The following is a 20,480-nucleotide window of genomic DNA, read 5'->3' as shown; positions in this document are numbered from 1 at the left end:
CGAAGCCCGCCTGGAACCGACGACGCGAAAGCTGCCAGAACCTACCGGAACCGGCCGCAACCCGTCCGAACCCACCTCTCCACCTCCCCACCTTCCCGGCAACCCCGTCGCCCCCCCACCGACCTGCCCCGACGCGCCATTGCCCCAAGGGCGGCGGCGCGTCAGCACCTTTGCCCAAAGCCATTCCATCGAGTGACGACTGGGCCATCCGGATGACGCCCGCCGAGGCCCCAACTAGGGTGCGGCGCAAGCATTCCGGCACTTGGCCCACTGGCATTGCGATGTCAGGGACGGGTGCCACAGTGGGGGAGTGAACAACACCGCCGCGGGGGCAGAGGGGGTGACGTCCGGCCGTGTCCGGTACCGGTACAAGTGAGGAGCTGGGCGCGCTGAGTGCGCGCGCCCGAGCTCATGCCCTGCTGCGCATCCGCGGGCGGGCGACAGCCGTGGCGATCCTGCCCGCGGCCGTCGCCGTCGTGCTGCTCGTGGCGGGCGCCCAGGGCTTCGCGGTGGGCAGCGGCTGGGACACGGCGCGCTGGGCCCTGACGCCCTGCGCGGTCGTCGTGCTCCTGATCGCCGCGGTCGTCGCGGTCGCGATCGTACGGGCGAGGCCGGCGGTCAGCCCGACCGTCCCGCTCCCGGAGGAGTCCGCTCCCGATCTCTACCGCCTGGTCCGGGACCTCGCCGACCGGCTCGGGGTTCCCGCGCCCTCGGCGATAGCCCTGACGCCCGACTGCGACAGCTGGCTGGAGGACCGCACCCACCCCTCGGCGCAGGACGGCCCGGATCCGGCGGCACGTTCCGCGTTCCGGGGCCGCCGCCGGGTCCAGGCCGCTCCGGTGCTGGTCATCGGCTCGCCGTTCCTGTGGTGGATGCGGGTCGCGGAGCTACGGGCGGTGCTCGCGCCGGTCGTCGCGGGTACGGGCCCGTCCGCCCACCCGGACATAGCCGCGGCCCGCCGTTTCGTCCGGGGGCTCGACGGCGCGGTCGCTGACGCCGCCGCGCCCGTACCGGGGCCGCTGGCCGCGGTACGCGGAGTGCCGCGGGCCTTCGTCGGCGGGATCGCCAGGTTGCTGCTGCGCAGGTGCCGGGGCCATGCCGCCGAGATGGAGCGCAGCGTCGCGGCCGCCGCCTCGTTCCGCGCACAGGGTGTGGATTACGGTCTGCGGATCGTCGCCCAGGAGCAGGTCGGCCTCGCCTACGCGGGTTGGGACCGGCTGCTCACCCGGGTCGCCCTGCCTGCCTGGCGGATGGGCCGCTGGCCGTCGCGGCTGGACGCGGGCGTGGTCTCCGCCCTCACCGAGCTGTCCCGGCGCGACCGGCTCGCCGACGGATTCGCCTCGCGGCTCGGCGAGCGCCCCGCCTGCGACCTCCTGGAGGAACCGGGCGCGGCCGACGAGGCAGCCTCGCTGCTGGCGGCCCGGCTCTTCCACGGCGGACCGGCCCGGCCGGGGCCGGACTGGTCGCCGGTCGACTGGCAGCAGTACCCCGAGGAGGTCGTCGACCGGAAGTGGCGCAGCGAGGCAGCGCGCCTGCACCGCGTCCTCGACTCGATGAGCGGCGCCGCACCCGAGGCACCCGCCCCCGCCCCTGCCCTCGCCCCTGCCCCCACCCCGGCGTCCGTACCGCTCGCCACGAGCACAGGCGGCCCGGACGGCCTCCATGGTCCGGGCGGTCTCCATAGCCCGGACGCCCTCCACAGTCCGGACGGCCTCCCCGGCACGGACGGTGTCCAAGGTCCGGACGCCCTCCACAGTCCGGACGGCCTCCCCGGCACGGACGGCCTCCAAGGTCCGGACGCCCTCCACAGTCCGGGCGATCTCCCCGGCCCGGACCCCCTCCACGCCTCCCCGAGCCTCCACGACCCCACCTCCTCCCCCGCCCCTGCCCCCTCCCACGCACCCTCCCCCTCCCCCTCCCCCTCCCCCTCCCGCCCCGTCGACACCGGTGTGCCCACGCTGGCCCGCGTCGTCGAGCACTTGGCGGGCAGGGCCGGGAGCGGCGAGGAGCTCGCCGCCCGGATCAGCGCCGCGGTGGCCCACGAGGAGGCAGCGGCCCAGCAGCACCGTTCCGGCGGCGCGGCGGGCGCCCCGTCCGCGTTCGGCGCGGGCGGGGACGTCCTGGACCCCTGGGGCCCCGACCCCCTCCCGCTCTTCCCTCTCCAGCCGCCCCGCACGGGCACGGAGCTGCTCGCCGACCATGTCGCGGCCATGGTCTGCTGCGCGGCGGTGGACACGGCGGGCGCGGTGCCCGGTCTCGACTGGCTCGACGGCCCCGCCCTGCTGATCGACGGCGAGCGTCGGGCGGACCTCGGCAGTCCGGTCCTCAGCCTGGTCGAGGACGGTGACGCGGAACCGCTGCGTTCGTGGCTGGATGCGGTCGGTGTACGCACTGACAAACCGGTCCGCCTCGTCTGAACAACAGACAAACGAACCGTCTCGCCAGAACCACAGACAAACCGTGCGCCTCGCCCGAACCATCAGTCCCGCCCGTCACACCCCAACACCCGGAAGGGTGCGTTCCGTTCACGGCAATTCGCGACGAACGGTGACGGACCGCATGCGTTATGTGATGTGCTGTGGATCGACGCTGACAGTCGGCGCATCGCTGTTGGCGCACCGATGACGCATGACCACCGGCGATCGGCCTTCGGCGTCGACTGCCGCCCCGGGGATTCGCCATCGGCCATCGACTGTTGTCCTGGGGGACTTGAGGGAGGGAAACGGCATGGGGGCGGAGCACATTCGACGGTGGGAGTCGGGCGCCCTCGCGCATGCCGTCTCCGATCCTTTCGGCCAAGGTCCAGTGCCCTGGCTGCGCGGCAGCGAGAACTACTTCGACGACACCGGACACGTCGTCCCCTGGTACGCCGACCCCGACCGCGGTCACGGCTCCACCGACGGCGGGACACGGACCGCCGACGACGTGCACCGGCAGATCAAGGGCTTCATCTCCACGGGCGCCGCGGCCCCCGGCGAGGCGATCGACTTCCACATCACCGTGGACCCGCCCCAGCAGTTCACCGTGGACATCTACCGCATCGGTCACTACGGGGGCGACGGCGCCGCCCAGATCACCACGAGCCCCCGGCTCTCCGGCATCGTCCAGCCCGCCCCGCTCACCGCCGACCGCACGGTCTCCTGCCACCACTGGTGGCAGTCCTGGCGGCTGCAGATCCCGAGCTACTGGTCGATCGGCGCGTACGTCGCCGTGCTCACCACGATGGATGGCTATCGCTCCCACATCCCGTTCACGGTCCGCGACGACCAGCCGGCCGATCTGCTGCTGGTCCTGCCGGACGTCACCTGGCAGGCGTACAACCTCTATCCGGAGGACGGCCGCACCGGCGCCAGCCTCTACCACGCCTGGGACGAGCAGGGCGGTCTGCTGGGCGAGGAGGACGCCGCGGTCACCGTCTCCTTCGACCGCCCCTACGCGGGCGCCGGGCTGCCGCTCCACGTCGGCCACGCCTACGACTTCATCCGCTGGGCCGAGCGGTACGGGTACGACATCGCCTACGCCGACACCCGCGATCTGCACGCGGGCCGCGTCGATCCGGCCCGTTACCGGGGCATGGTCTTCCCCGGCCACGACGAGTACTGGTCGGTGCCCATGCGCCGTACCGTCGAACGCGCCCGCGACGGCGGCACCTCGCTGGTCTTCCTCTCCGCCAACACCATGTACTGGCAGGTCAGCCTCTCCCCGTCGCCCTCCGGAGTCCCTGACCGGCTGCTCACTTGCCGCAAGCGGCGCGGCCCCGGGAAACCCGCGCTCTGGCGCGAGATCGACCGCCCCGAGCAGCAGCTCCTGGGGATCCAGTACGCGGGCCGGGTCCCCGACCCCCACCCCCTGGTCGTACGGAACGCCGAGCACTGGCTCTGGGAGGCGACGGGCGCGGGCGAGGGCGACGAGCTCGACGGCCTGGTCGCGGGCGAGGCCGACCGCTACTTCCCACGCATCCCGCTCCCCGAGCACGAGAGCCGCATCCTGCTCGCCCATTCCCCGTATCTGGACAGCGAGGGCGTCACACGCCACCAGGAGACGTCCGTGTACCGGGCCCCGTCCGGGGCGATCGTCTTCGCCTCGGGCACCTTCGCCTGGTCTCCGGCCCTGGACCGCCCCGGCCATGTGGACCCCCGTATCCAGCGGGCCACCGCCAACCTCCTGGACCGCATCTGCAAACGCGACTGAACCGCACCGCACCACCGCACCGCACCACCGCGCCGCACCACCGCGCCACCGCGTCCGAAGCCGGCCCCCGACCGGCCCGCCTGACCCCGACACCGTGCCCGTGCCCGTGCCCGTGGCCGGCCCACGACACCTGAAGTCCGCCGGGGCCGCGGCAGTCGGTGTCACGGACGCCCCCGTTCCACCCCACCGCACCCGATACGGGAGAATCGGAACGACTCCTGGATCAACCTACGCGGAGGCAGCGTGTCCGGATTTGTAGAAAAGCCCGAGCCAGTGCAGGTTCCGGGGCTCACCCACCTGCACACGGGCAAGGTGCGCGACCTGTACCGGAACGAGGCGGGCGACCTCGTCATGGTCGCCAGCGACCGGATCTCCGCGTACGACTGGGTCCTGCCGACCGAGATCCCGGACAAGGGCCGTGTGCTCACCCGGCTCTCGCTCTGGTGGTTCGACCAGCTCGCCGATCTCGTGCCGAACCACGTCCTGTCCACGGAACTCCCCGCCGGAGCCCCCGCGGACTGGGCCGGCCGCACCCTGATCTGCCGGTCGCTGCGGATGGTCCCGGTCGAGTGCGTCGCCCGCGGCTACCTCACCGGCTCCGGCCTCGCCGAGTACCAGGAGTCCCGTACGGTCTGCGGCCTCGCGCTGCCCGAAGGGCTCGTCGACGGCTCCGAGCTCCCGGCGCCGATCTTCACGCCCGCCACCAAGGCGGCCGTCGGCGACCACGACGAGAACGTGAGCTTCGAAGAGGCGGCCCGCCAGGTCGGCACGGAGACCGCCGAGCTGCTGCGCCGCACCACGCTGGACGTCTACGGCCGGGCACGTGACATCGCGCGCGAGCGCGGCATCATCCTCGCCGACACGAAGTTCGAGTTCGGATTCGCGCCCACGGCGGACGGTGGCGAGGAACTGATCATCGCGGACGAGGTGCTGACCCCGGACTCCTCGCGCTTCTGGCCCTCGGCCACCTGGGAGCCGGGCCGGGCCCAGCCCAGCTACGACAAGCAGTTCGTACGGGACTGGCTGACCTCGCCCGCCTCCGGCTGGGACCGCAGGAGCGAGCAGCCGCCGCCGGCGCTGCCCCAGGAGATCGTGGACGCGACCCGGGCGAAGTACCTGGAGGCGTACGAACTCCTCACCGGCACGCCCTGGCAGTAGCGACCGCCATCGGAACACGAAGAAGCCCCCGGCCGAAAGGCCGGGGGCTTCTTGCTGAACCGAGCGGACGACCAGGTTCGAACTGGCGACCTCAACCTTGGCAAGGTTGCGCTCTACCAACTGAGCTACGTCCGCAAGCGCCGAAGCGCGAGACCCACTATACCCATCCGCGCTGCCGTGCGAGACGCACCGCGGCATGGCGATTCTCCGCACCGAGCTTCGAAGCGGCCGCGGAGAGGTAATTCCGGACCGTTCCCTGCGACAGCGACGCCCGCTCGGCGATCTCCGCGACGGGCGCCCCGTCCGCCGCCAGCTCCAGCACCTCGGCCTCGCGGGCGGTCAGCGGAGAGTCCCCGGCAGCGATCGCGTCGGCCGCCAACTCCGGGTCCACATAACGGTTTCCGGCATGCACGGTGCGGATGATCCCGGCCAGCTGGCGGGCGCTGACCGTCTTCGGGACGAAGGCCCGCACGCCCGCCGCGAGGGCCCGTTTGAGGTGTCCGGGCAGGCCGTGACTGGTCACTATCATCGTCCGGCAGCCAGGCAGTTCGGCCCGCAGGGATGTGGCGACACTCACACCGTCGGCACCCGGCATCTCCAGATCGAGGACCGCCACATCGGGCCGGTGGGCCAGCGCCATGGCCAGCGCCTCCGGGCCGGTCGCCGCCTCCGCGACCACCACGAGATCGTCCTCCAGGGCCAGCAGCGCCGCCAGCGCACCCCGGATCAGATGCTCGTCGTCGGCGAGCAGCACTCGTACGGTCGTCATCGTCGTTCCTCCTGGAGGGCGTGCGCCTCCCGGCCGGCCTGCGGCTTCTCGTCGTGAGGGGCGGGTGCCCCGGGGGTGGTCCGCGGTCTCTCGTCGTGCCGGGTGTGCGCCTCCCGGCCGACCTGCGGCTTCTCGTCGTGGGGAGCGGGTGCCCCGGGGGTGGTCCGCGGCTTTTCGTTTCGAGGGGTGGGCGCCCCCGGGGCGGTCCGCAGCTTTCCGTCCCGAGGGGCGGGTGCCCCGGGGGTTGTCGGCGGATTCGCCTCTCGGGGGGCGGGAAGCTTCTGGGGCGCCGGTGGGGCTGGAGGGGCCGTTTGGTCGGCGGACGGCCCCGTCGGCGCGAGGGGGACCGTTGCGGTGAGCCGGAACAGGCCGTTGCTCGTCCGGCCCGCGTCCAGCGTCCCGTCGAGCACGCGCAGCCGTTCCCGCAGCCCGGCCAGCCCGGAACCGCCCGGCCCGGTACCGCCTCCCGGTCCGGAGCCCTCGCCCTGCTGCGGGTCGGCCGTCGCCACCCCGTCGTTCTCCACGCGCAGCACGACCGCCTCCGCCGAGGAGTCGAGCCGGATCATGCAGTGGCGCGGATCGCCGTGCCGCAGCACGTTGGTCGCCGCCTCCCGCACGACCCAGGCCAGCGCCGACTGCACGGGTGCGGGCAGCGCCCCGTCGGCATCGCCCACCACCTCGCACGCGATTCCGGCCGCGTTCAACACCCCCCGGGCTCCGGCCAGTTCCGTGCTCAGGTCCGCCTCCCGGTATCCCCGTACGACATCCCGTACCTCCTGCTGGGAGGTACGGGCGATGCGCTGCACCTCGACCATCTGGTCCACCGCCTCCGGCCTGCCGCGCTGTGCCAGCTCCACGGCCAGTTCGCTCTTCAGGGCTATCACGGCGAGATTGCGGCCCAGCACGTCGTGCAGGTCCCGGCCGAACCGCACCCGCTCCTCGGCCACCGCGAGCCGGGCCTGGAGCTCCCGGGCCTCCTCGGCCTGCCACATCACGCTCAGGCTCCAGGCGCTGGGCCGTACGGAGATCAGGGCGAGCAGACAGGAGAAGAGCGTCGCCGGTGCCACCCCGGCCAGGATTCCGCCCCGCATTCCGACCGAGGCGAAGACGCCGACGCTGAGCGCGGTGAAGGCGCAGGACTGGATGAGGAAGGTGCGGACCGGGACCAGCAGGGTCTGCGTGATCGCGAACGCCATCGGCGCGTTCGAGATCATGAGCAGCAGCCCGGCGTCGTCCACTCCGTCCACCCTTGCCAGCACCGCTTGCAGGCTCAGGGACATCAGCAGTATTGCCACCGGAATCAGTTGCCGCCTTCGGGGAAAGACGGCGATGCGGAGGTAGTGCTGGTACGACAGCTGCACATTGCGGTTGCTCAGCAGGCACTGCACCAGGCTCAGGAGCAGCAGTGCCACGCTCAGCGCGATCGGGAGCGGCGCATGGCGGATGTCCGACTTGAAGGGGACCAGCTGCCACGACAGTGCGAAGAGCCAGGGGATCACGGAGAGGGTCAGCCGTGAGTACAGATCGATCCGTTCCAGCTTGGTGCGCCTCTGCCAGCTGCGGCGCCAGCCCTCTACGAGCATCGGCACGACCCGTCCTTCCTCGGCTCTCGGCTCTCAGCGTCGAGGATCCCAGCGGAACCGACGCTGCACAGCAAACACGGCGAAAGCGGTCCAGGCCAGCCCGGTCAGAGCGGCCGCGAGCAGGTCGGAGCCCTCGGCCCCGCCCAGCCAGCCGGTCCGGACGAGCGTCATCACTCCGGTCACCGGCAGCAGTTCGCACACCTTCGCCATCGGGCCGGGCATGATCTCCAGCGGCACGAAGAGCCCCGAGCCCATCATCGAGACGAGGAACAGCGGGAGGGTGGTGAGCTGTGCCGTCTGCACGGTGCGTGTCAGCACGGAGGTGGCCGCGGCCAGCGCCGTCAGCAGCACCACACCCAGCAGCAGGCCCGCCAGGAGCAGTTCGGGCCGCTGCGGTGCAGCGAGGTCGAAGAAGGCCGTCCCCGCCGCGATGATCACCACGGCCTGCGCGAGCGCCAGTGCGACGGACGGCAGGGCGGTCCCTATCAGGATTTCCCGATCGGTGACCTCGCCCGTGCGCAGGCGCTTCAGGACCAGGTCCTCTCGCCGTGCCACGTAGGCCGAGACCAGGTTCATGTAGACGGCCTGGAGCAGCACGATGCCGATGCCGCCAGTCAGCGCGGCGGCTGCGACGGTCAGGCCCGTCCCGTCGAGAACGGACTGCTTCATCGTCGACTTCATCGCCAGCACCATGGCGGCCGGCATCAGCAGAGCGACGAATATCGCCGTCCGATTGCGGGCGAGCAGGGTGACCTCGGCCCTCCCGAGGGCCGTCAGCCGCCCCAGGAGCGTCGTGCCGGTCGTACCAGCCGTGTTGGTCGTCATCACGCTGCCACCTCTTCGGACCCGGACCCGGACCTGGACACGGCCCCGGACGCTGGCTCGGACTCGGACTCGGACGCGGGATCGGGCTCGTACTGGGACGCGTGCTGGGCGATTTCGAGGAACGCCTCTTCGAGCGAGGCCGAGCGAGCGTCGAGACCGTGCAGCCGCACGTCCGACTCCCGTGCCCAAGTCAGCAGTTCGTCCAGGGACTCCTGCAACCGGTGGGTACGGATCTCGATCCGGCGGTCCTCGGCGGCTGCCCGCAGCCCCAGCGGAAGCCGGGCCGCAGGCACTCCTTCCGGCAGCTCGAACCGTATGCGGGCGGGGCGGGCGGCGGTCACCTCGGCGGTGGTGCCCGCCGTCACTATGCGCCCGCGGTGCATGATCGCCAGCCGGTCGGCGAGCGTCTCCGCCTCTTCCAGGTAGTGGGTGGTGAGCAGCACGGTGGTGCCGCCGTCGCGCAGCGCGCGTACCAACTCCCAGGTGTCGCGGCGCCCTTCGGCGTCGAGCCCGGTGGTCGGCTCGTCCAGGAAGAGCACCTCCGGGCGGCCGAGCAGGGCCAGCGCCAGATCGAGGCGCCGACGCTCGCCGCCGGAGAGCTGCTTGACCCGCACCCGCGCCCGGTGGGTGAGCCCGACCAGGTCCAGTGCCTCGCCGGTCGGGCGCGCACCGCTGGTACAGCCTGCCCACATCCGTACCGTCTCGGTGACCGTGAGGTCGGACGGGAAGCCTCCCTCCTGGAGCATCACCCCGATCCGGGGCCGGACGGCGGCGCGCTCGCGGAACGGGTCGTGGCCGAGCACCCGCACCGCGCCGGCGTCGGGTGCGGCCAGCCCCTCCAGCAGCTCGACGGTGGAGGTCTTCCCGGCGCCGTTCGTGCCGAGCAGGGCGAAGAGCTCGCCGCGCGCCACCGAGAAGGAGACTCCGGCCACGGCCTCGAAGCCACCCGCGTAGCGCCGCCGCACGCCGTCCGCTTCGATCACCGCACCGGAGGCGGAGAAGGGTGTGGCACTCGCCACAGCCTTCCGGGCCGCCCCGCCCCCGGCCCTGTCCGTCGCCCCACCCCTGGACCTGTCCGCCGCCCTGCCCGCGCGGCCGCCTGCAATGTCGTCGCTGGTCATGTCTACAGAGTCCCGCCGGACCAGCGCCGGAATCAGTGCGAGCTGTCATCACAGCTCATGACAAACGTCATGAGAAGAGCGGCGGTGGGGGGTAGGGGCGCGGAGCGCCCGGAGATCACAGAGTGCACAGGGATCGGAGTGCCTGAAGTGCCCGGAGAGCACAGGGATCGGAGTGCCCGGAGATCACAGAGATCACAGAGATCGCAGAGATCGAGGAGAACAAGAAGGAGAACAAGGACAGCGCGAGAAGAGGGCGGGCGAGGACAGAAGCCGACAGACGAGAGCACGACGAGAGCGAGGCAAGAGCGAGGCAAGCGCACGACGAGAGCGAGGCAAGCGCACGATGAGAGCGGGGCAAGAGCGAGCCAAGAACGCATGAAGACAGGAAGGAATACGACGAAGGCCCTGGTCGATATCGACCAGGGCCTTCATTCGATCAAGAGCGGACGACGAGATTCGAACTCGCGACCCTCACCTTGGCAAGGTGATGCTCTACCAACTGAGCCACGTCCGCATTGCTGCCGCTCATTGTACTCCCCGAAAGGGGATTCATCGGGCGGTGCGAGCATCATCCTACCCGATCCACCGGAGTGGTCGATAAGAGCGATGCAGAGCGGGTGACAGGAATTGCACACTGCGCCTTCCCCCTGGAAGGGGGATGTTCTGCTACTGAACTACACCCGCACGCTGCGTGAGGTTCGGCTTTGCGGCCTTGCCCCTCGGCGTGCTCCAGACTTTAGCCGACCTGCGGGGGTGTTGCGCAAGTCGGTGCCCGCAGGGTGTCGTCGAGGGGTGCGGCGGCCGCTCCCGGCGGGCGGTTCGGGCGGCCGGATTCTGGCGCCCGGTCAACTCGCTTCGCGGAACGCCTCGTAGACCTTCTTGGGAATCCGGCCGCGGGCCGGCACCTCCATCCGATGGGAGCGGGCCCAGGCGCGCACGGCCGCCGGGTCGGGGGCGAGGGACGTGTGCCGGTACGACGCGGGGGTCTTGCCATGCTTGCTGGCATTTGTCTGCTTTCGGCCCGCCGCCATGTACGGCGCGAGGACCTTGCGCAGTTTCTTCGCATTGGACGGATTGAGGTCGATCTCGTACGACTTCCCGTCCAGGGCGAAGGAGACCGTTTCCGCCGCTGCTCCCCCGTCGATGTCGTCGGAGAGCGTGACCACTACGCGCTGAGCCACGGATATCGGTCCTTTCCTACGGTATCGGCGCGTCTGGCATGCGCTGATGCCGGCCTTCCGGCTGCTAGGCGGATGCGGGGTCGACGGTTGCCGACTGTTTAGGGGCGAGGTTGCATTCCCCGGTAATCATTTGTACAGCGGTAGGTGCCGCATTGTGAAGCCCACCCAATTACCTCCGCGTGTCAGCCTTCTATGTGTGCTGCCGGTGAGGATTTTTTTTGCAGGACTTTCCCCGTGTGTTGTCGCGTCCGATATCTGGGCGTGATCAAGGATCCATGATATCTACCCGCGTAGAATTTCTGGCCAGGTACGCTGAGGGGACCTGCGGGGGTCTGGGGAGCCCCCCGGAGAAACAGCCGCACCACACCACCACCGGGAGTGCCAGTGGCACGCGTCGTAGTCGACGTCATGCTCAAGCCCGAGATCCTCGACCCGCAGGGACAGGCGGTGCAGCGCGCACTGCCCCGTCTCGGCTTCGAGGGAATCGCGGACGTACGTCAGGGAAAGCGTTTCGAGCTGGAGGTCGAGGGGCCGGTCGACGACGCCGCCCTCAGCCGTATTCACGAGATGGCCGAGACTTTTCTCGCCAACACCGTCATCGAGGACTTCACCGTGAAGGTGGAGAAGGCCGAGGAGTCGAAGTGACTTCCCGCCCGTCTCCCACCACCACCCGTGAGGGAGGCCCTTCGGGCCGCGGTAACACCCGAATCGGAGTCGTCACCTTTCCCGGCACGCTCGACGACCAGGACAGCCTGAGGGCCGTACGGCTCGCGGGCGCCGAACCCGTATCGCTGTGGCACCGCGACAAGGACCTGCACCAGGTCGACGCGGTCATCCTGGCGGGCGGCTTCTCCTACGGCGACTATCTGCGGGCCGGAGCCATCTCCCGCTTCTCGCCGGTCATGGAGACCATCATCGAGCAGGCGAAGGCGGGGATGCCGGTCCTCGGCATCTGCAACGGCTTCCAGATCCTGACCGAGGCGCACCTGCTGCCCGGCGCGATGCTGCGGAACAACCATCTGCACTTCATCTGCCGCGACCAGAAGCTGCGCGTCGAGAACGCGGAGACCGCCTGGACCTCGGACTACTCCGAAGGCCAGGAGATCTCCGTACCGCTCAAGAACATGGACGGGCGTTACGTCGCCGACGAGCGCGTGCTCGACGAGCTGGAGGCGGAGGGCCGCGTCGCCTTCCGCTACCTGGACATGAACCCCAACGGCTCGCTCCGCGACATCGCCGGCATCACCAACGCCGCGGGCAATGTCGTCGGCCTGATGCCGCACCCGGAGCACGCCGTCGAGCCGCTGATCGGAACCGGCCGCACCGACGGACTCGGTTTCTTCACCTCGATCATCAAGAAGCTGGTCAACGCATGAGCCTGGATACGGTCAAGCACGCGGCCGGGACCCCGGACGTCGCGCAGCCCTGGAAGGAACTCGGCCTCAAGGAGGACGAGTACGCCCGGATCCGCGAGATCCTGGGCCGCCGTCCCACCGGTGCCGAGCTCGCCATGTACTCCGTGATGTGGTCCGAGCACTGCTCGTACAAGAGCAGCAAGGTCCACCTCAAGCAGTTCGGCGAGAAGGTCCCCGTCAACGACGCGATGCTCGTCGGCATCGGCGAGAACGCCGGTGTGGTCGACGTCGGCCAGGGGTACGCGGTCACCTTCAAGGTCGAGTCGCACAACCACCCCTCGTACATCGAGCCCTACCAGGGCGCGGCCACCGGCGTCGGCGGCATCGTCCGCGACATCCTCGCGATGGGCGCCCGCCCGGTCGCCGTCGTGGACCCGCTGCGCTTCGGCGCGGCTGACCACCCCGACACCAAGCGCGTCCTGCCGGGCGTCGTCGCGGGCATCGGCGGCTACGGCAACTGCCTGGGGCTGCCGAACATCGGCGGCGAGGTCGTCTTCGACGCCTGCTACCAGGGCAACCCGCTGGTCAACGCCGGTTGCATCGGCGTGATGAAGCACGAGGACATCCACCTGGCCAAGGCCTCCGGCCCCGGCAACAAGGTCATCCTGTACGGCGCCCGCACGGGCGGCGACGGCATCGGCGGCGTCTCGGTGCTGGCCTCGGAGACCTTCGAGTCGACCGGCCCGGCCAAGCGTCCGGCCGTCCAGGTCGGCGACCCGTTCCAGGAGAAGCTCCTCATCGAGTGCACCCTGGAGATCTTCAAGGAGAAGCTCGTCGCGGGCATCCAGGACCTCGGCGGCGCCGGGCTCTCCTGCGCCACGTCCGAGCTGGCCTCCGCCGGTTCCGGCGGCATGCGCGTCGAGCTGGACACCGTGCCGCTGCGCGACTCCTCCCTCTCGCCCGAGGAAATCCTCATGAGCGAGTCGCAGGAGCGCATGTGCGCGATCGTCGAGCCGCAGCACGTCGAGCGCTTCCTGGAGATCTGCGAGAAGTGGGACGTCATCGCCACCGTCATCGGTGAGGTGACCGAGGGCTCCCAGCTGGAGATCTTCTGGCACGGCGAGCAGATCGTCGACGTGCCGCCGCGGTCCGTCGCCCACGAGGGCCCGACTTACCACCGCCCGTTCGCCCGCCCGTCCTGGCAGGACGCGCTTCAGGCGGACGACGCGGGCAAGCTGGCCCGGCCGGCGAACGGCGCGGAGCTGCGCGAGCAGGTCCTCAAGCTGGTCGCCTCCCCGAACCAGGCGTCGAAGTCCTGGATCACGGACCAGTACGACCGGTTCGTGCAGGGCAACACCGTGCTCGCGATGCCCGAGGACGCGGGCATGGTCCGCATCGACGAGGAGTCCAACCTCGGCGTGGCCATGGCGACCGACGGCAACGGCCGGTACGCCAAGCTCGACCCGTACACCGGCGCACAGCTCGCGCTGGCGGAGTCGTACCGCAATGTCGCCGCGTCGGGCGCCAAGCCGCTGGCCATCTCGGACTGCCTGAACTTCGGTTCGCCCGAGGACCCGGACGTCATGTGGCAGTTCGCCGAGGCCACCCGCGGTCTCGCGGACGGCTGCCTGGAGCTGGGCACCCCGGTCACCGGCGGCAATGTGTCGCTGTACAACCAGACCGGTGAGACGGCGATCCACCCGACGCCGGTCGTGGCCGTGCTCGGTGTGATCGACGATGTCACCCGGCGTACGCCGGTCGCCTTCGCGGAAGAGGGCCAGCTCCTCTATCTGCTGGGCGACACGCGTGAGGAGTTCGGCGGCTCGGCCTGGTCCGAGGTCGTCCACAATCACCTCGGCGGCATGCCGCCCAAGGTGGACCTCGGCCGCGAGAAGCTGCTCGCCGAGATCCTGATCTCGGCCTCCCGCGACGGCATGATCGACGCGGCGCACGACCTCTCCGACGGCGGTCTGGTCCAGGCGGTCACCGAGTCCTGCCTGCGCGGCGGGAAGGGTGCCCGGCTGGTCGTGCCGGACGGTCTGGACGCGTTCACCTTCCTCTTCTCCGAGTCGGCGGGGCGCGCGGTCGTCTCCGTGCCGCGGAGCGAGGAGCTCCGCTTCAACGACATGTGCGGGGCCCGGGGTCTGCCCGTCTCCCGGATCGGTGTCGTGGACGGCGAGGAGATCGAGATCCAGGGCGAGTTCAGCATCCCGCTGAGCGAGCTGCGCACGGCGCACGAGGCGACCATTCCGGCGCTGCTCGCCTGAGGTCGGCGTTTCCTTCCGACGAGAACGGCCCCGCCCGGTTCATGGGCGGGGCCGTTCTCGTGTCCGAAGGCAGTCCTCGTGCCCGTGCCCGTGTCCGTGTCCGGAGGAGGGGCGTGGCGGGGCGGGCCGTGACGACCGGGGGCAGGCGTTTCACCGGTGGAGCGATGGTGTTCCGGCGCGTGCGCCGGTCTCCGTACCCGCTTCCGTCCGATAGTGCGCTGACGGCGCGTCACCGCCGTGGGTGTGGCTGCGGACATGACGGAACTCCCGCTCCGGGGCGGCGTGGTACCGCCGCGGTGAGTGTTGCCACGACCCAAGGAAATGTATCAAGTCAACAATTACTCTCAGCTCAAGATTCATCCTGGTACAGTGACGCCATGACCGAGGGGATGAGCCTGCGCGAGCGCAAGAAGCTCCAGACACGGCACCGCCTGCTGGCCGCGGCCAGCGAACTCTTCGCCGAGCGCGGCTTCGACCAGGTCTCGGTCGCCGAGGTCGCCGAGGCGGCCGAAGTATCGAAGATGACCGTCTTCAACTACTTCTCCGGCAAGGAGGACTTGATCCTCGCCCCCATGGAGGCGCACGTCGGTGATGTCGCGCGCGCGGTCCGGGACCGGGCCCCCGGGGAATCGGCTCTGACGGCCGTGCTCGGGCAGTTCCTGGCCGGGGTCGAGAACCGCGACCCCTCGGTCGGAATGAGCGACGCGCCGTTGGTACTCAGGGTGCGCCGGCTCATCGTGGAGACCCCGGCGCTGCTCACCCGGGCCCACGCGTTCTCCGTACGCTCCTTCGACCTGCTCGCCGCCACGCTGGTCGAGGAGGGGGAGGAGCCGCACCTCGCCCGGATCGCGGCCGCCCAGCTGATCGCCACCCGCAACAGCCTCGTCCACGCGAACCAGCTCCGGCTCCTGGCGGGCGAACCGGCGGACGCGGTGGCGCCGGACGCCGTCGCGCTCGCCGAGCGCGGTTTCGGACTGCTCGCCGACGGCCTGGCCGGTTTCGCGACCCGGGCCTGAGCCCGCCCGTGCCGTCCGCCCGTCCGACGGCCTGGCCGGTTTCGCGACCCGGACCTGAGTCCGCCCGTGCCGCCCGCCGTCCCGCACCGTCCGCCCGCCGTCCCGCACCGACCGCCCGCCGTCCCGTGCCGACCGCCGTCCCGCACCGTCCGCCCGCCGTCACGCAGCGGTCCTGGGCAGGCCGTAGGCTCCCGAACAGGCCGTAGGCTCCGGGTCATGCCGCCGTCCCAGAAACGCGCCCGCCGCTACGACCCGGTCCGGACCCGCAGCGCGGTCCTGGCTCAGTTCGCCCATGTCCGCGAAGCCGTACGGACCCTGACGCCCGCACAGCTCGCGCTGCCGACCCGGCTCGGCGACTGGACCGTGCGCGAACTGGCCGCCCATCTGACCATGGCGCTCTCCGGCGTCACCCGGGGCCTGGAGCTGCCCGCCCCCGATCCGGCCGAGCCCGAACTGGCGCTCATCGCGTGGCCGGCCGCGACCGCGGACCGGGCCGCGGGCATCGCGGACGACACCCGGGCACTCGCCGCGCGCCATCCCGACCTGGACGCGCTGTACGGGGAGGTGGCGGCGCGGTTCGACGCACTGGTGCCCGGGGCCGCCGACGAACGGCTGCTGACGGCGCGGGTCGGGACGATGCGGCTGGCCGACTTCCTCGTCACCCGTACCGTCGAACTCGTCGTGCACACCGATGATCTGAACGAGGCGGCCGGTCTCGACATCCCGTACGACCGGCAGGCGCTCGCCGCCTGCACCCGGCTGCTCGCCGACGCCCTCGCGGAGAAGGCGCCGGGCGGCTCGGTCGAGGTGCGCGTCCCGCCCTTCGCCGTCGTCCAGTGCGTGCAGGGCCCCCGGCACACCCGCGGTACGCCGCCCAATGTCGTCGAGACCGATCCGCTCACCTGGATCCGCCTCGCCACCGGGCGCACGGAGTGGGCGCGGGCGCTCGACGGGGCGAAGGTCGCGGCCAGCGGGGAGCGGGCCGACCTCGCCGCCCTGCTGCCCCTGATGGGCTGACCCGGGGGAACCGTACGGCCGCCCGCGCCGTCCCAGCCGCATGCGGAATCAATGGATGGCCGTAGCGGCGCTCGCCTGCCTCGCCCTTGCCGCCTGCGGCAGGGAGTCCGGGGCGGGTGCGCGGGACGGTGACGGCAGCGGTTCGGTACGGACCGGGCCGCGCGTCGCCGGTGTCCACTGGAACGTCGACTCGGTGACGGCCGGAGGCCGGCGGACCGCGGCCCCGGACGGCGCCCACGTCCTGATCGACGCCAAGGGCAGGGCCACGGGAAATTTCGGCTGCAACCACTTCACCGCCGAGACCCGTACCGACGGCGACACGATCACCGTGCGGCGGGCCACGACCACGGCGATGGGCTGCGATAAGAACATCGAGCGGTTCGAGAAGGCCCTGTCCCGCACCTTCAGCGGCGAACTCACCGCCGCCGTCACGGGCAGGAACCTGACCCTGACCACGGCGGCCGGCGACTCCATCGCCCTGACCTCGGAGTCCCCGGCCCCGCTCACCGGCACCACCTGGACCGTCACCTCGCTGGTCTCCGGCACGACCGCCTCGTCGCTGCCCGGGGGCACGGAGCGCACGGCACGGCTGACCTTCGGCGCGGACGGCTCCGTACGGGGTGCCCTCGGCTGCAACTCGTTCCGCGGCACCGCGGAGATCACCGGCACCACCGTCACCTTCGGCCCGGTCGAGAGCACCAGGATGATGTGCCCGGACCCCGCGATGAAGCTGGAACGCGCCCTGCTGGCGGTCCTCGACGGGCGGACCACGTACCGGATCGACCACCGCACGCTGACCCTCACCGCGGCGAACGGCGACGGCCTCGGCGCTACGGCCGAGAAGGCCGGTACCTGACGCGGCCGGTCACGGGAGCGGCGGACGCGGGGGTCACGTACGCGGTGGTGGTGGCGGCGGCGGACGCGGGGGGTCACGTACGCGGTGGTGGTGGCGGCGGACGCGGCGGCGGCAGCGGTTCCGAAGTCCGTATCCCGGGCAACCCGGTGTGAGGCTCGCCACGAAACGCGCGTTCGGTCGGAGGCCGCGCGGGGCGGCCGACCGCCTCACCGAGCGCCACCATCGGGCGCGCCGGGCCCTCCCGACCGAATGGCCGAAATCCGACGGTAACCGGGCGCTGATCCGGGCGACCGCCGCCCCCTGGCCCGATCCGGACCCCGCCGCGGGCGGCCGATGATCACTCCGGGTGACGGTCCCGGGGCTCCCTCGGACCGCCGCCGGGAGCGATTCTTTGGTGGTCCGCCCCGGTATCCCTAATTCGGACCAGTGGTCGATCTCGCCTACACTCGGTGGCGTGCCTCGTGGTGATGGACGACTCAACCACGACCTGCTCCCCGGAGAGAAGGGCCCCCAGGACGCTTGCGGCGTCTTCGGTGTCTGGGCTCCGGGCGAAGAGGTCGCCAAGCTCACCTATTTCGGACTGTATGCCCTGCAGCACCGTGGACAGGAGTCCGCGGGCATCGCAGTGAGCAACGGGTCCCAGATCCTGGTCTTCAAGGACATGGGACTGGTCTCGCAGGTCTTCGACGAAACGTCTCTGGGATCGCTCCAGGGCCATATCGCGGTCGGTCATGCCCGCTACTCCACCACCGGTGCCTCGGTGTGGGAGAACGCGCAGCCGACGTTCCGTGCGACCGCGCACGGCTCGATCGCCCTGGGTCACAACGGCAATCTGGTCAATACGGCCCAGCTCGCCGAGATGGTCGCCGACCTTCCCCGCAAGGACGGCCGCGCCACCCAGGTCGCCGCGACGAACGACACCGACCTGGTGACCGCGCTGCTCGCCGGCCAGACCGACGACGACGGCAAGCCGCTCACCATCGAGGAGGCCGCCGCCAAGGTGCTTCCCGAGGTGCGGGGCGCCTTCTCCCTCGTCTTCATGGACGAGCACACCCTCTACGCGGCCCGTGACCCGCAGGGCATCCGCCCGCTGGTCCTCGGCCGCCTGGAGCGCGGCTGGGTGGTGGCCTCCGAGTCCGCCGCCCTCGACATCTGCGGCGCCAGCTTCGTCCGCGAGATCGAGCCGGGCGAGATGGTCGCCATCGACGAGAACGGCCTGCGCACCTCCCGGTTCGCGGAAGCGAAGCCCAAGGGCTGTGTCTTCGAGTACGTCTATCTGGCCCGCCCCGACACCGACATCGCCGGGCGCAACGTCTACCTCTCCCGGGTGGAGATGGGCCGCAAGCTGGCCGCCGAGGCCCCGGTCGAGGCCGATCTCGTCATAGCGACGCCGGAATCCGGCACCCCCGCCGCCATCGGCTACGCGGAGGCCAGCGGCATTCCGTTCGGCGCCGGACTGGTGAAGAACGCCTACGTCGGCCGGACCTTCATCCAGCCCTCGCAGACCATCCGGCAACTGGGCATCCGCCTCAAGCTGAACCCGCTCAAGGAAGTCATCAAGGGCAAGCGCCTGGTGGTCGTCGACGACTCGATCGTCCGCGGCAACACCCAGCGCGCGCTGGTCCGGATGCTCCGCGAGGCCGGGGCCGCCGAGATCCACATCCGGATCTCGTCCCCGCCGGTGAAGTGGCCCTGCTTCTTCGGCATCGACTTCGCGACCCGCGCCGAGCTGATCGCCAACGGCATGACGGTCGACGAGATCGCCACGTCGATGGGCGCGGACTCGCTCGCGTACATCTCGCTCGACGCGATGGTCGAGGCGACGACGATCGCCAAGCCGAACCTGTGCCGCGCCTGCTTCGACGGCGAGTACCCCATGGAGCTCCCGGACCCGGAGCTGCTCGGCAAGCAGCTGCTGGAGACCGAGCTGGCGGCAGGCCCTGCGGCGACCGCCGCGTCCGACGCCCTGCGTCGTCCGTGACGGCCCAGCCGTACACCTCCGGCCACCAGCCCCGTATTTCCACACGAAAGATCCCAGGCAATGTCTGAGACAACAGGTGCTTCCTACGCGGCAGCGGGCGTCGACATCGAAGCCGGCGACCGTGCCGTCGAGCTGATGAAGGAGTGGGTGAAGAAGACGCAGCGCCCCGAGGTCGCGGGCCTCGGCGGCCTCGGCGGCTTCGCCGGCCTCTTCGACGCCTCGGCGCTCAAGCGCTACGAGCGTCCGCTCCTCGCCTCCGCCACCGACGGCGTCGGCACCAAGGTCGACCTCGCCCGCAAGATGGGCGTGTACGACACCATTGGCCACGACCTCGTCGGCATGGTCGTCGACGACCTGGTGGTCTGCGGTGCCGAGCCGCTCTTCATGACCGACTACATCTGCGTCGGCAAGGTGTACCCCGAGCGGGTCGCCGCCATCGTGAAGGGCATCGCCGAGGGCTGTGTCCTCGCGGGCTGTTCCCTGGTCGGCGGCGAGACGGCCGAGCACCCGGGTCTCCTCGGCCCGGACGACTTCGACGTCGCCGGCGCCGGTACGGGCGTGGTCGAGGCCGATCTGCTGCTGGGCCCGGACCGTATCCGCAAGGGTGACGTGGTGATCGCCATGGCGTCGTCCGGTCTTCACTCCAACGGGTACTCGCTCGTCCGGCACGTGGTCTTCGACCGGGCCGGCTGGTCGCTGGACCGGCAGGTCGAGGAGTTCGGCCGCACGCTCGGCGAGGAGCTCCTGGAGCCCACCAAGATCTACTCGCTGGACTGCCTGGCGCTCACCCGCACGACCGAGGTGCACGGCTTCAGCCACATCACCGGCGGCGGCCTGGCCAACAACCTGGCCCGGGTCATCCCGGACGGGCTGCACGCCCGGGTCGACCGCTCCACCTGGACGCCCGGCGCGGTCTTCGACCTGGTCGGCCGGACGGGACAGGTCGAGCAGCTGGAGCTGGAGAAGACGCTGAACATGGGCGTCGGCATGATCGCGATCGTCCCGGCCGAGTCCGTGGACGTGGCCCTGACGACGCTGGCCGACCGCGGGGTCGAGTCCTGGGTCGCGGGCGAGATCACCGAGCGCGGGGCGCACACCTCGGGCGCGGAGCTCGTCGGTGGGTACGCGCGATAGCCGGAGGCGGGCAGCACCGGGGCGAC

General features: G+C 71.0%; 16 protein-coding genes and 3 tRNA genes. 11 read left to right on the top strand and 8 right to left on the bottom strand.

Annotated elements, in window-relative coordinates:
* The first annotated feature begins 353 nt into the window (after positions 1-353).
* The 3 genes from ACFVFH_RS10170 to ACFVFH_RS10160 all read left to right on the top strand — a co-directional run bounded on the left by ACFVFH_RS10170 (position 354) and on the right by ACFVFH_RS10160 (position 5,349).
* Positions 354-2,417, top strand: a complete 2,064-nt coding sequence (locus ACFVFH_RS10170; protein WP_383765698.1) for a hypothetical protein — start codon at positions 354-356, stop codon at positions 2,415-2,417.
* A 310-nt stretch (positions 2,418-2,727) separates the two neighbouring features.
* The gene (locus ACFVFH_RS10165; RefSeq protein WP_383765696.1) at positions 2,728-4,191 is read left to right on the top strand and encodes a N,N-dimethylformamidase beta subunit family domain-containing protein; all 1,464 of its coding nucleotides are present in this window, start codon (positions 2,728-2,730) and stop codon (positions 4,189-4,191) included.
* Positions 4,192-4,434: 243 nt separating this feature from the next.
* Positions 4,435-5,349 (top strand): phosphoribosylaminoimidazolesuccinocarboxamide synthase, encoded by a 915-nt coding sequence (locus ACFVFH_RS10160; protein WP_383765694.1) that lies wholly within the window; start codon positions 4,435-4,437, stop codon positions 5,347-5,349.
* A 62-nt stretch (positions 5,350-5,411) separates the two neighbouring features.
* Here ACFVFH_RS10160 and ACFVFH_RS10155 read toward each other — a convergent pair.
* The 8 genes from ACFVFH_RS10155 to ACFVFH_RS10120 all read right to left on the bottom strand — a co-directional run bounded on the left by ACFVFH_RS10155 (position 5,412) and on the right by ACFVFH_RS10120 (position 10,828).
* Positions 5,412-5,484, bottom strand: a tRNA-Gly gene (locus ACFVFH_RS10155).
* A 22-nt stretch (positions 5,485-5,506) separates the two neighbouring features.
* Entirely contained in the window at positions 5,507-6,118 is a 612-nt protein-coding gene (locus ACFVFH_RS10150; protein ID WP_383765692.1) for a response regulator, read from the bottom strand.
* Positions 6,115-7,701: a sensor histidine kinase gene (locus ACFVFH_RS10145; protein ID WP_383766742.1), complete on the bottom strand. Its 1,587-nt coding sequence runs from the start codon at positions 7,699-7,701 to the stop codon at positions 6,115-6,117. Before ACFVFH_RS10145 ends, ACFVFH_RS10150 begins: the two co-directional genes overlap by 4 nt.
* A gap of 33 nt (positions 7,702-7,734) precedes the next feature.
* Complete coding sequence (locus ACFVFH_RS10140) at positions 7,735-8,526, bottom strand: ABC transporter permease (protein WP_383765690.1); 792 nt, start codon at positions 8,524-8,526, stop codon at positions 7,735-7,737.
* The gene (locus tag ACFVFH_RS10135; RefSeq protein WP_383765689.1) at positions 8,526-9,647 is read right to left on the bottom strand and encodes an ABC transporter ATP-binding protein; all 1,122 of its coding nucleotides are present in this window, start codon (positions 9,645-9,647) and stop codon (positions 8,526-8,528) included. The genes ACFVFH_RS10140 and ACFVFH_RS10135 overlap by 1 nt, the downstream gene beginning before the upstream one ends.
* Before the next feature lie 441 nt (positions 9,648-10,088).
* Positions 10,089-10,161, bottom strand: a tRNA-Gly gene (locus ACFVFH_RS10130).
* Between the two features lie 98 nt (positions 10,162-10,259).
* A tRNA-Gly gene (locus ACFVFH_RS10125) sits at positions 10,260-10,331 on the bottom strand.
* Positions 10,332-10,492: 161 nt separating this feature from the next.
* Positions 10,493-10,828 carry an Lsr2 family protein gene (locus ACFVFH_RS10120; RefSeq protein ID WP_383765687.1) on the bottom strand — a complete coding sequence of 112 codons (336 nt, stop codon included), beginning with the start codon at positions 10,826-10,828 and terminating at the stop codon, positions 10,493-10,495.
* A gap of 384 nt (positions 10,829-11,212) precedes the next feature.
* Between ACFVFH_RS10120 and purS the strand changes: the two genes are divergently transcribed.
* The 8 genes from purS to purM all read left to right on the top strand — a co-directional run bounded on the left by purS (position 11,213) and on the right by purM (position 20,454).
* A complete protein-coding gene (gene purS, locus ACFVFH_RS10115) occupies positions 11,213-11,473 on the top strand; it encodes a phosphoribosylformylglycinamidine synthase subunit PurS (protein ID WP_176729353.1) in 261 nt (86 codons plus the stop codon).
* A gap of 62 nt (positions 11,474-11,535) precedes the next feature.
* Complete coding sequence (gene purQ / locus ACFVFH_RS10110) at positions 11,536-12,204, top strand: phosphoribosylformylglycinamidine synthase subunit PurQ (protein ID WP_093549594.1); 669 nt, start codon at positions 11,536-11,538, stop codon at positions 12,202-12,204.
* Entirely contained in the window at positions 12,201-14,450 is a 2,250-nt protein-coding gene (gene purL / locus ACFVFH_RS10105) for a phosphoribosylformylglycinamidine synthase subunit PurL (protein ID WP_383765686.1), read from the top strand. The genes purQ and purL overlap by 4 nt, the downstream gene beginning before the upstream one ends.
* A gap of 377 nt (positions 14,451-14,827) precedes the next feature.
* Positions 14,828-15,466: a TetR/AcrR family transcriptional regulator gene (locus tag ACFVFH_RS10100; protein WP_383765684.1), complete on the top strand. Its 639-nt coding sequence runs from the start codon at positions 14,828-14,830 to the stop codon at positions 15,464-15,466.
* Between the two features lie 216 nt (positions 15,467-15,682).
* On the top strand, positions 15,683-16,483 hold the full coding sequence (locus tag ACFVFH_RS10095; protein ID WP_383765682.1) for a sterol carrier family protein: 801 nt from the start codon (positions 15,683-15,685) through the stop codon (positions 16,481-16,483).
* Between the two features lie 55 nt (positions 16,484-16,538).
* Positions 16,539-17,339, top strand: a complete 801-nt coding sequence (locus tag ACFVFH_RS10090) for an META domain-containing protein (protein WP_383765680.1) — start codon at positions 16,539-16,541, stop codon at positions 17,337-17,339.
* A gap of 454 nt (positions 17,340-17,793) precedes the next feature.
* Complete coding sequence (gene purF, locus ACFVFH_RS10085) at positions 17,794-19,320, top strand: amidophosphoribosyltransferase (RefSeq protein WP_383765678.1); 1,527 nt, start codon at positions 17,794-17,796, stop codon at positions 19,318-19,320.
* Positions 19,321-19,380: 60 nt separating this feature from the next.
* Complete coding sequence (purM, locus tag ACFVFH_RS10080; RefSeq protein WP_383765676.1) at positions 19,381-20,454, top strand: phosphoribosylformylglycinamidine cyclo-ligase; 1,074 nt, start codon at positions 19,381-19,383, stop codon at positions 20,452-20,454.
* The last annotated feature ends 26 nt before the right edge of the window (positions 20,455-20,480 follow it).

Source organism: Streptomyces sp. NPDC057697 (assembly GCF_042799335.1).
GTDB lineage: Bacteria > Actinomycetota > Actinomycetes > Streptomycetales > Streptomycetaceae > Streptomyces.
This window is presented reverse-complemented; position numbering and strand designations above follow the sequence as displayed.

Bases quoted from the DNA above. Each gene is read 5' to 3' on its own strand.
- ACFVFH_RS10145 (WP_383766742.1), bottom strand. From the start codon at position 7,701: ATGCTCGTAGAGGGCTGGCGCCGCAGCTGGCAGAGGCGCACCAAGCTG.
- ACFVFH_RS10140 (WP_383765690.1), bottom strand. From the start codon at position 8,526: ATGACGACCAACACGGCTGGTACGACCGGCACGACGCTCCTGGGGCGG.
- purL (WP_383765686.1), top strand. From the start codon at position 12,201: ATGAGCCTGGATACGGTCAAGCACGCGGCCGGGACCCCGGACGTCGCG.
- ACFVFH_RS10135 (WP_383765689.1), bottom strand. From the start codon at position 9,647: ATGACCAGCGACGACATTGCAGGCGGCCGCGCGGGCAGGGCGGCGGAC.
- ACFVFH_RS10165 (WP_383765696.1), top strand. From the start codon at position 2,728: ATGGGGGCGGAGCACATTCGACGGTGGGAGTCGGGCGCCCTCGCGCAT.
- ACFVFH_RS10150 (WP_383765692.1), bottom strand. From the start codon at position 6,118: ATGACGACCGTACGAGTGCTGCTCGCCGACGACGAGCATCTGATCCGG.
- ACFVFH_RS10100 (WP_383765684.1), top strand. From the start codon at position 14,828: ATGACCGAGGGGATGAGCCTGCGCGAGCGCAAGAAGCTCCAGACACGG.
- ACFVFH_RS10090 (WP_383765680.1), top strand. From the start codon at position 16,539: ATGGCCGTAGCGGCGCTCGCCTGCCTCGCCCTTGCCGCCTGCGGCAGG.
- ACFVFH_RS10095 (WP_383765682.1), top strand. From the start codon at position 15,683: ATGCCGCCGTCCCAGAAACGCGCCCGCCGCTACGACCCGGTCCGGACC.
- purM (WP_383765676.1), top strand. From the start codon at position 19,381: ATGTCTGAGACAACAGGTGCTTCCTACGCGGCAGCGGGCGTCGACATC.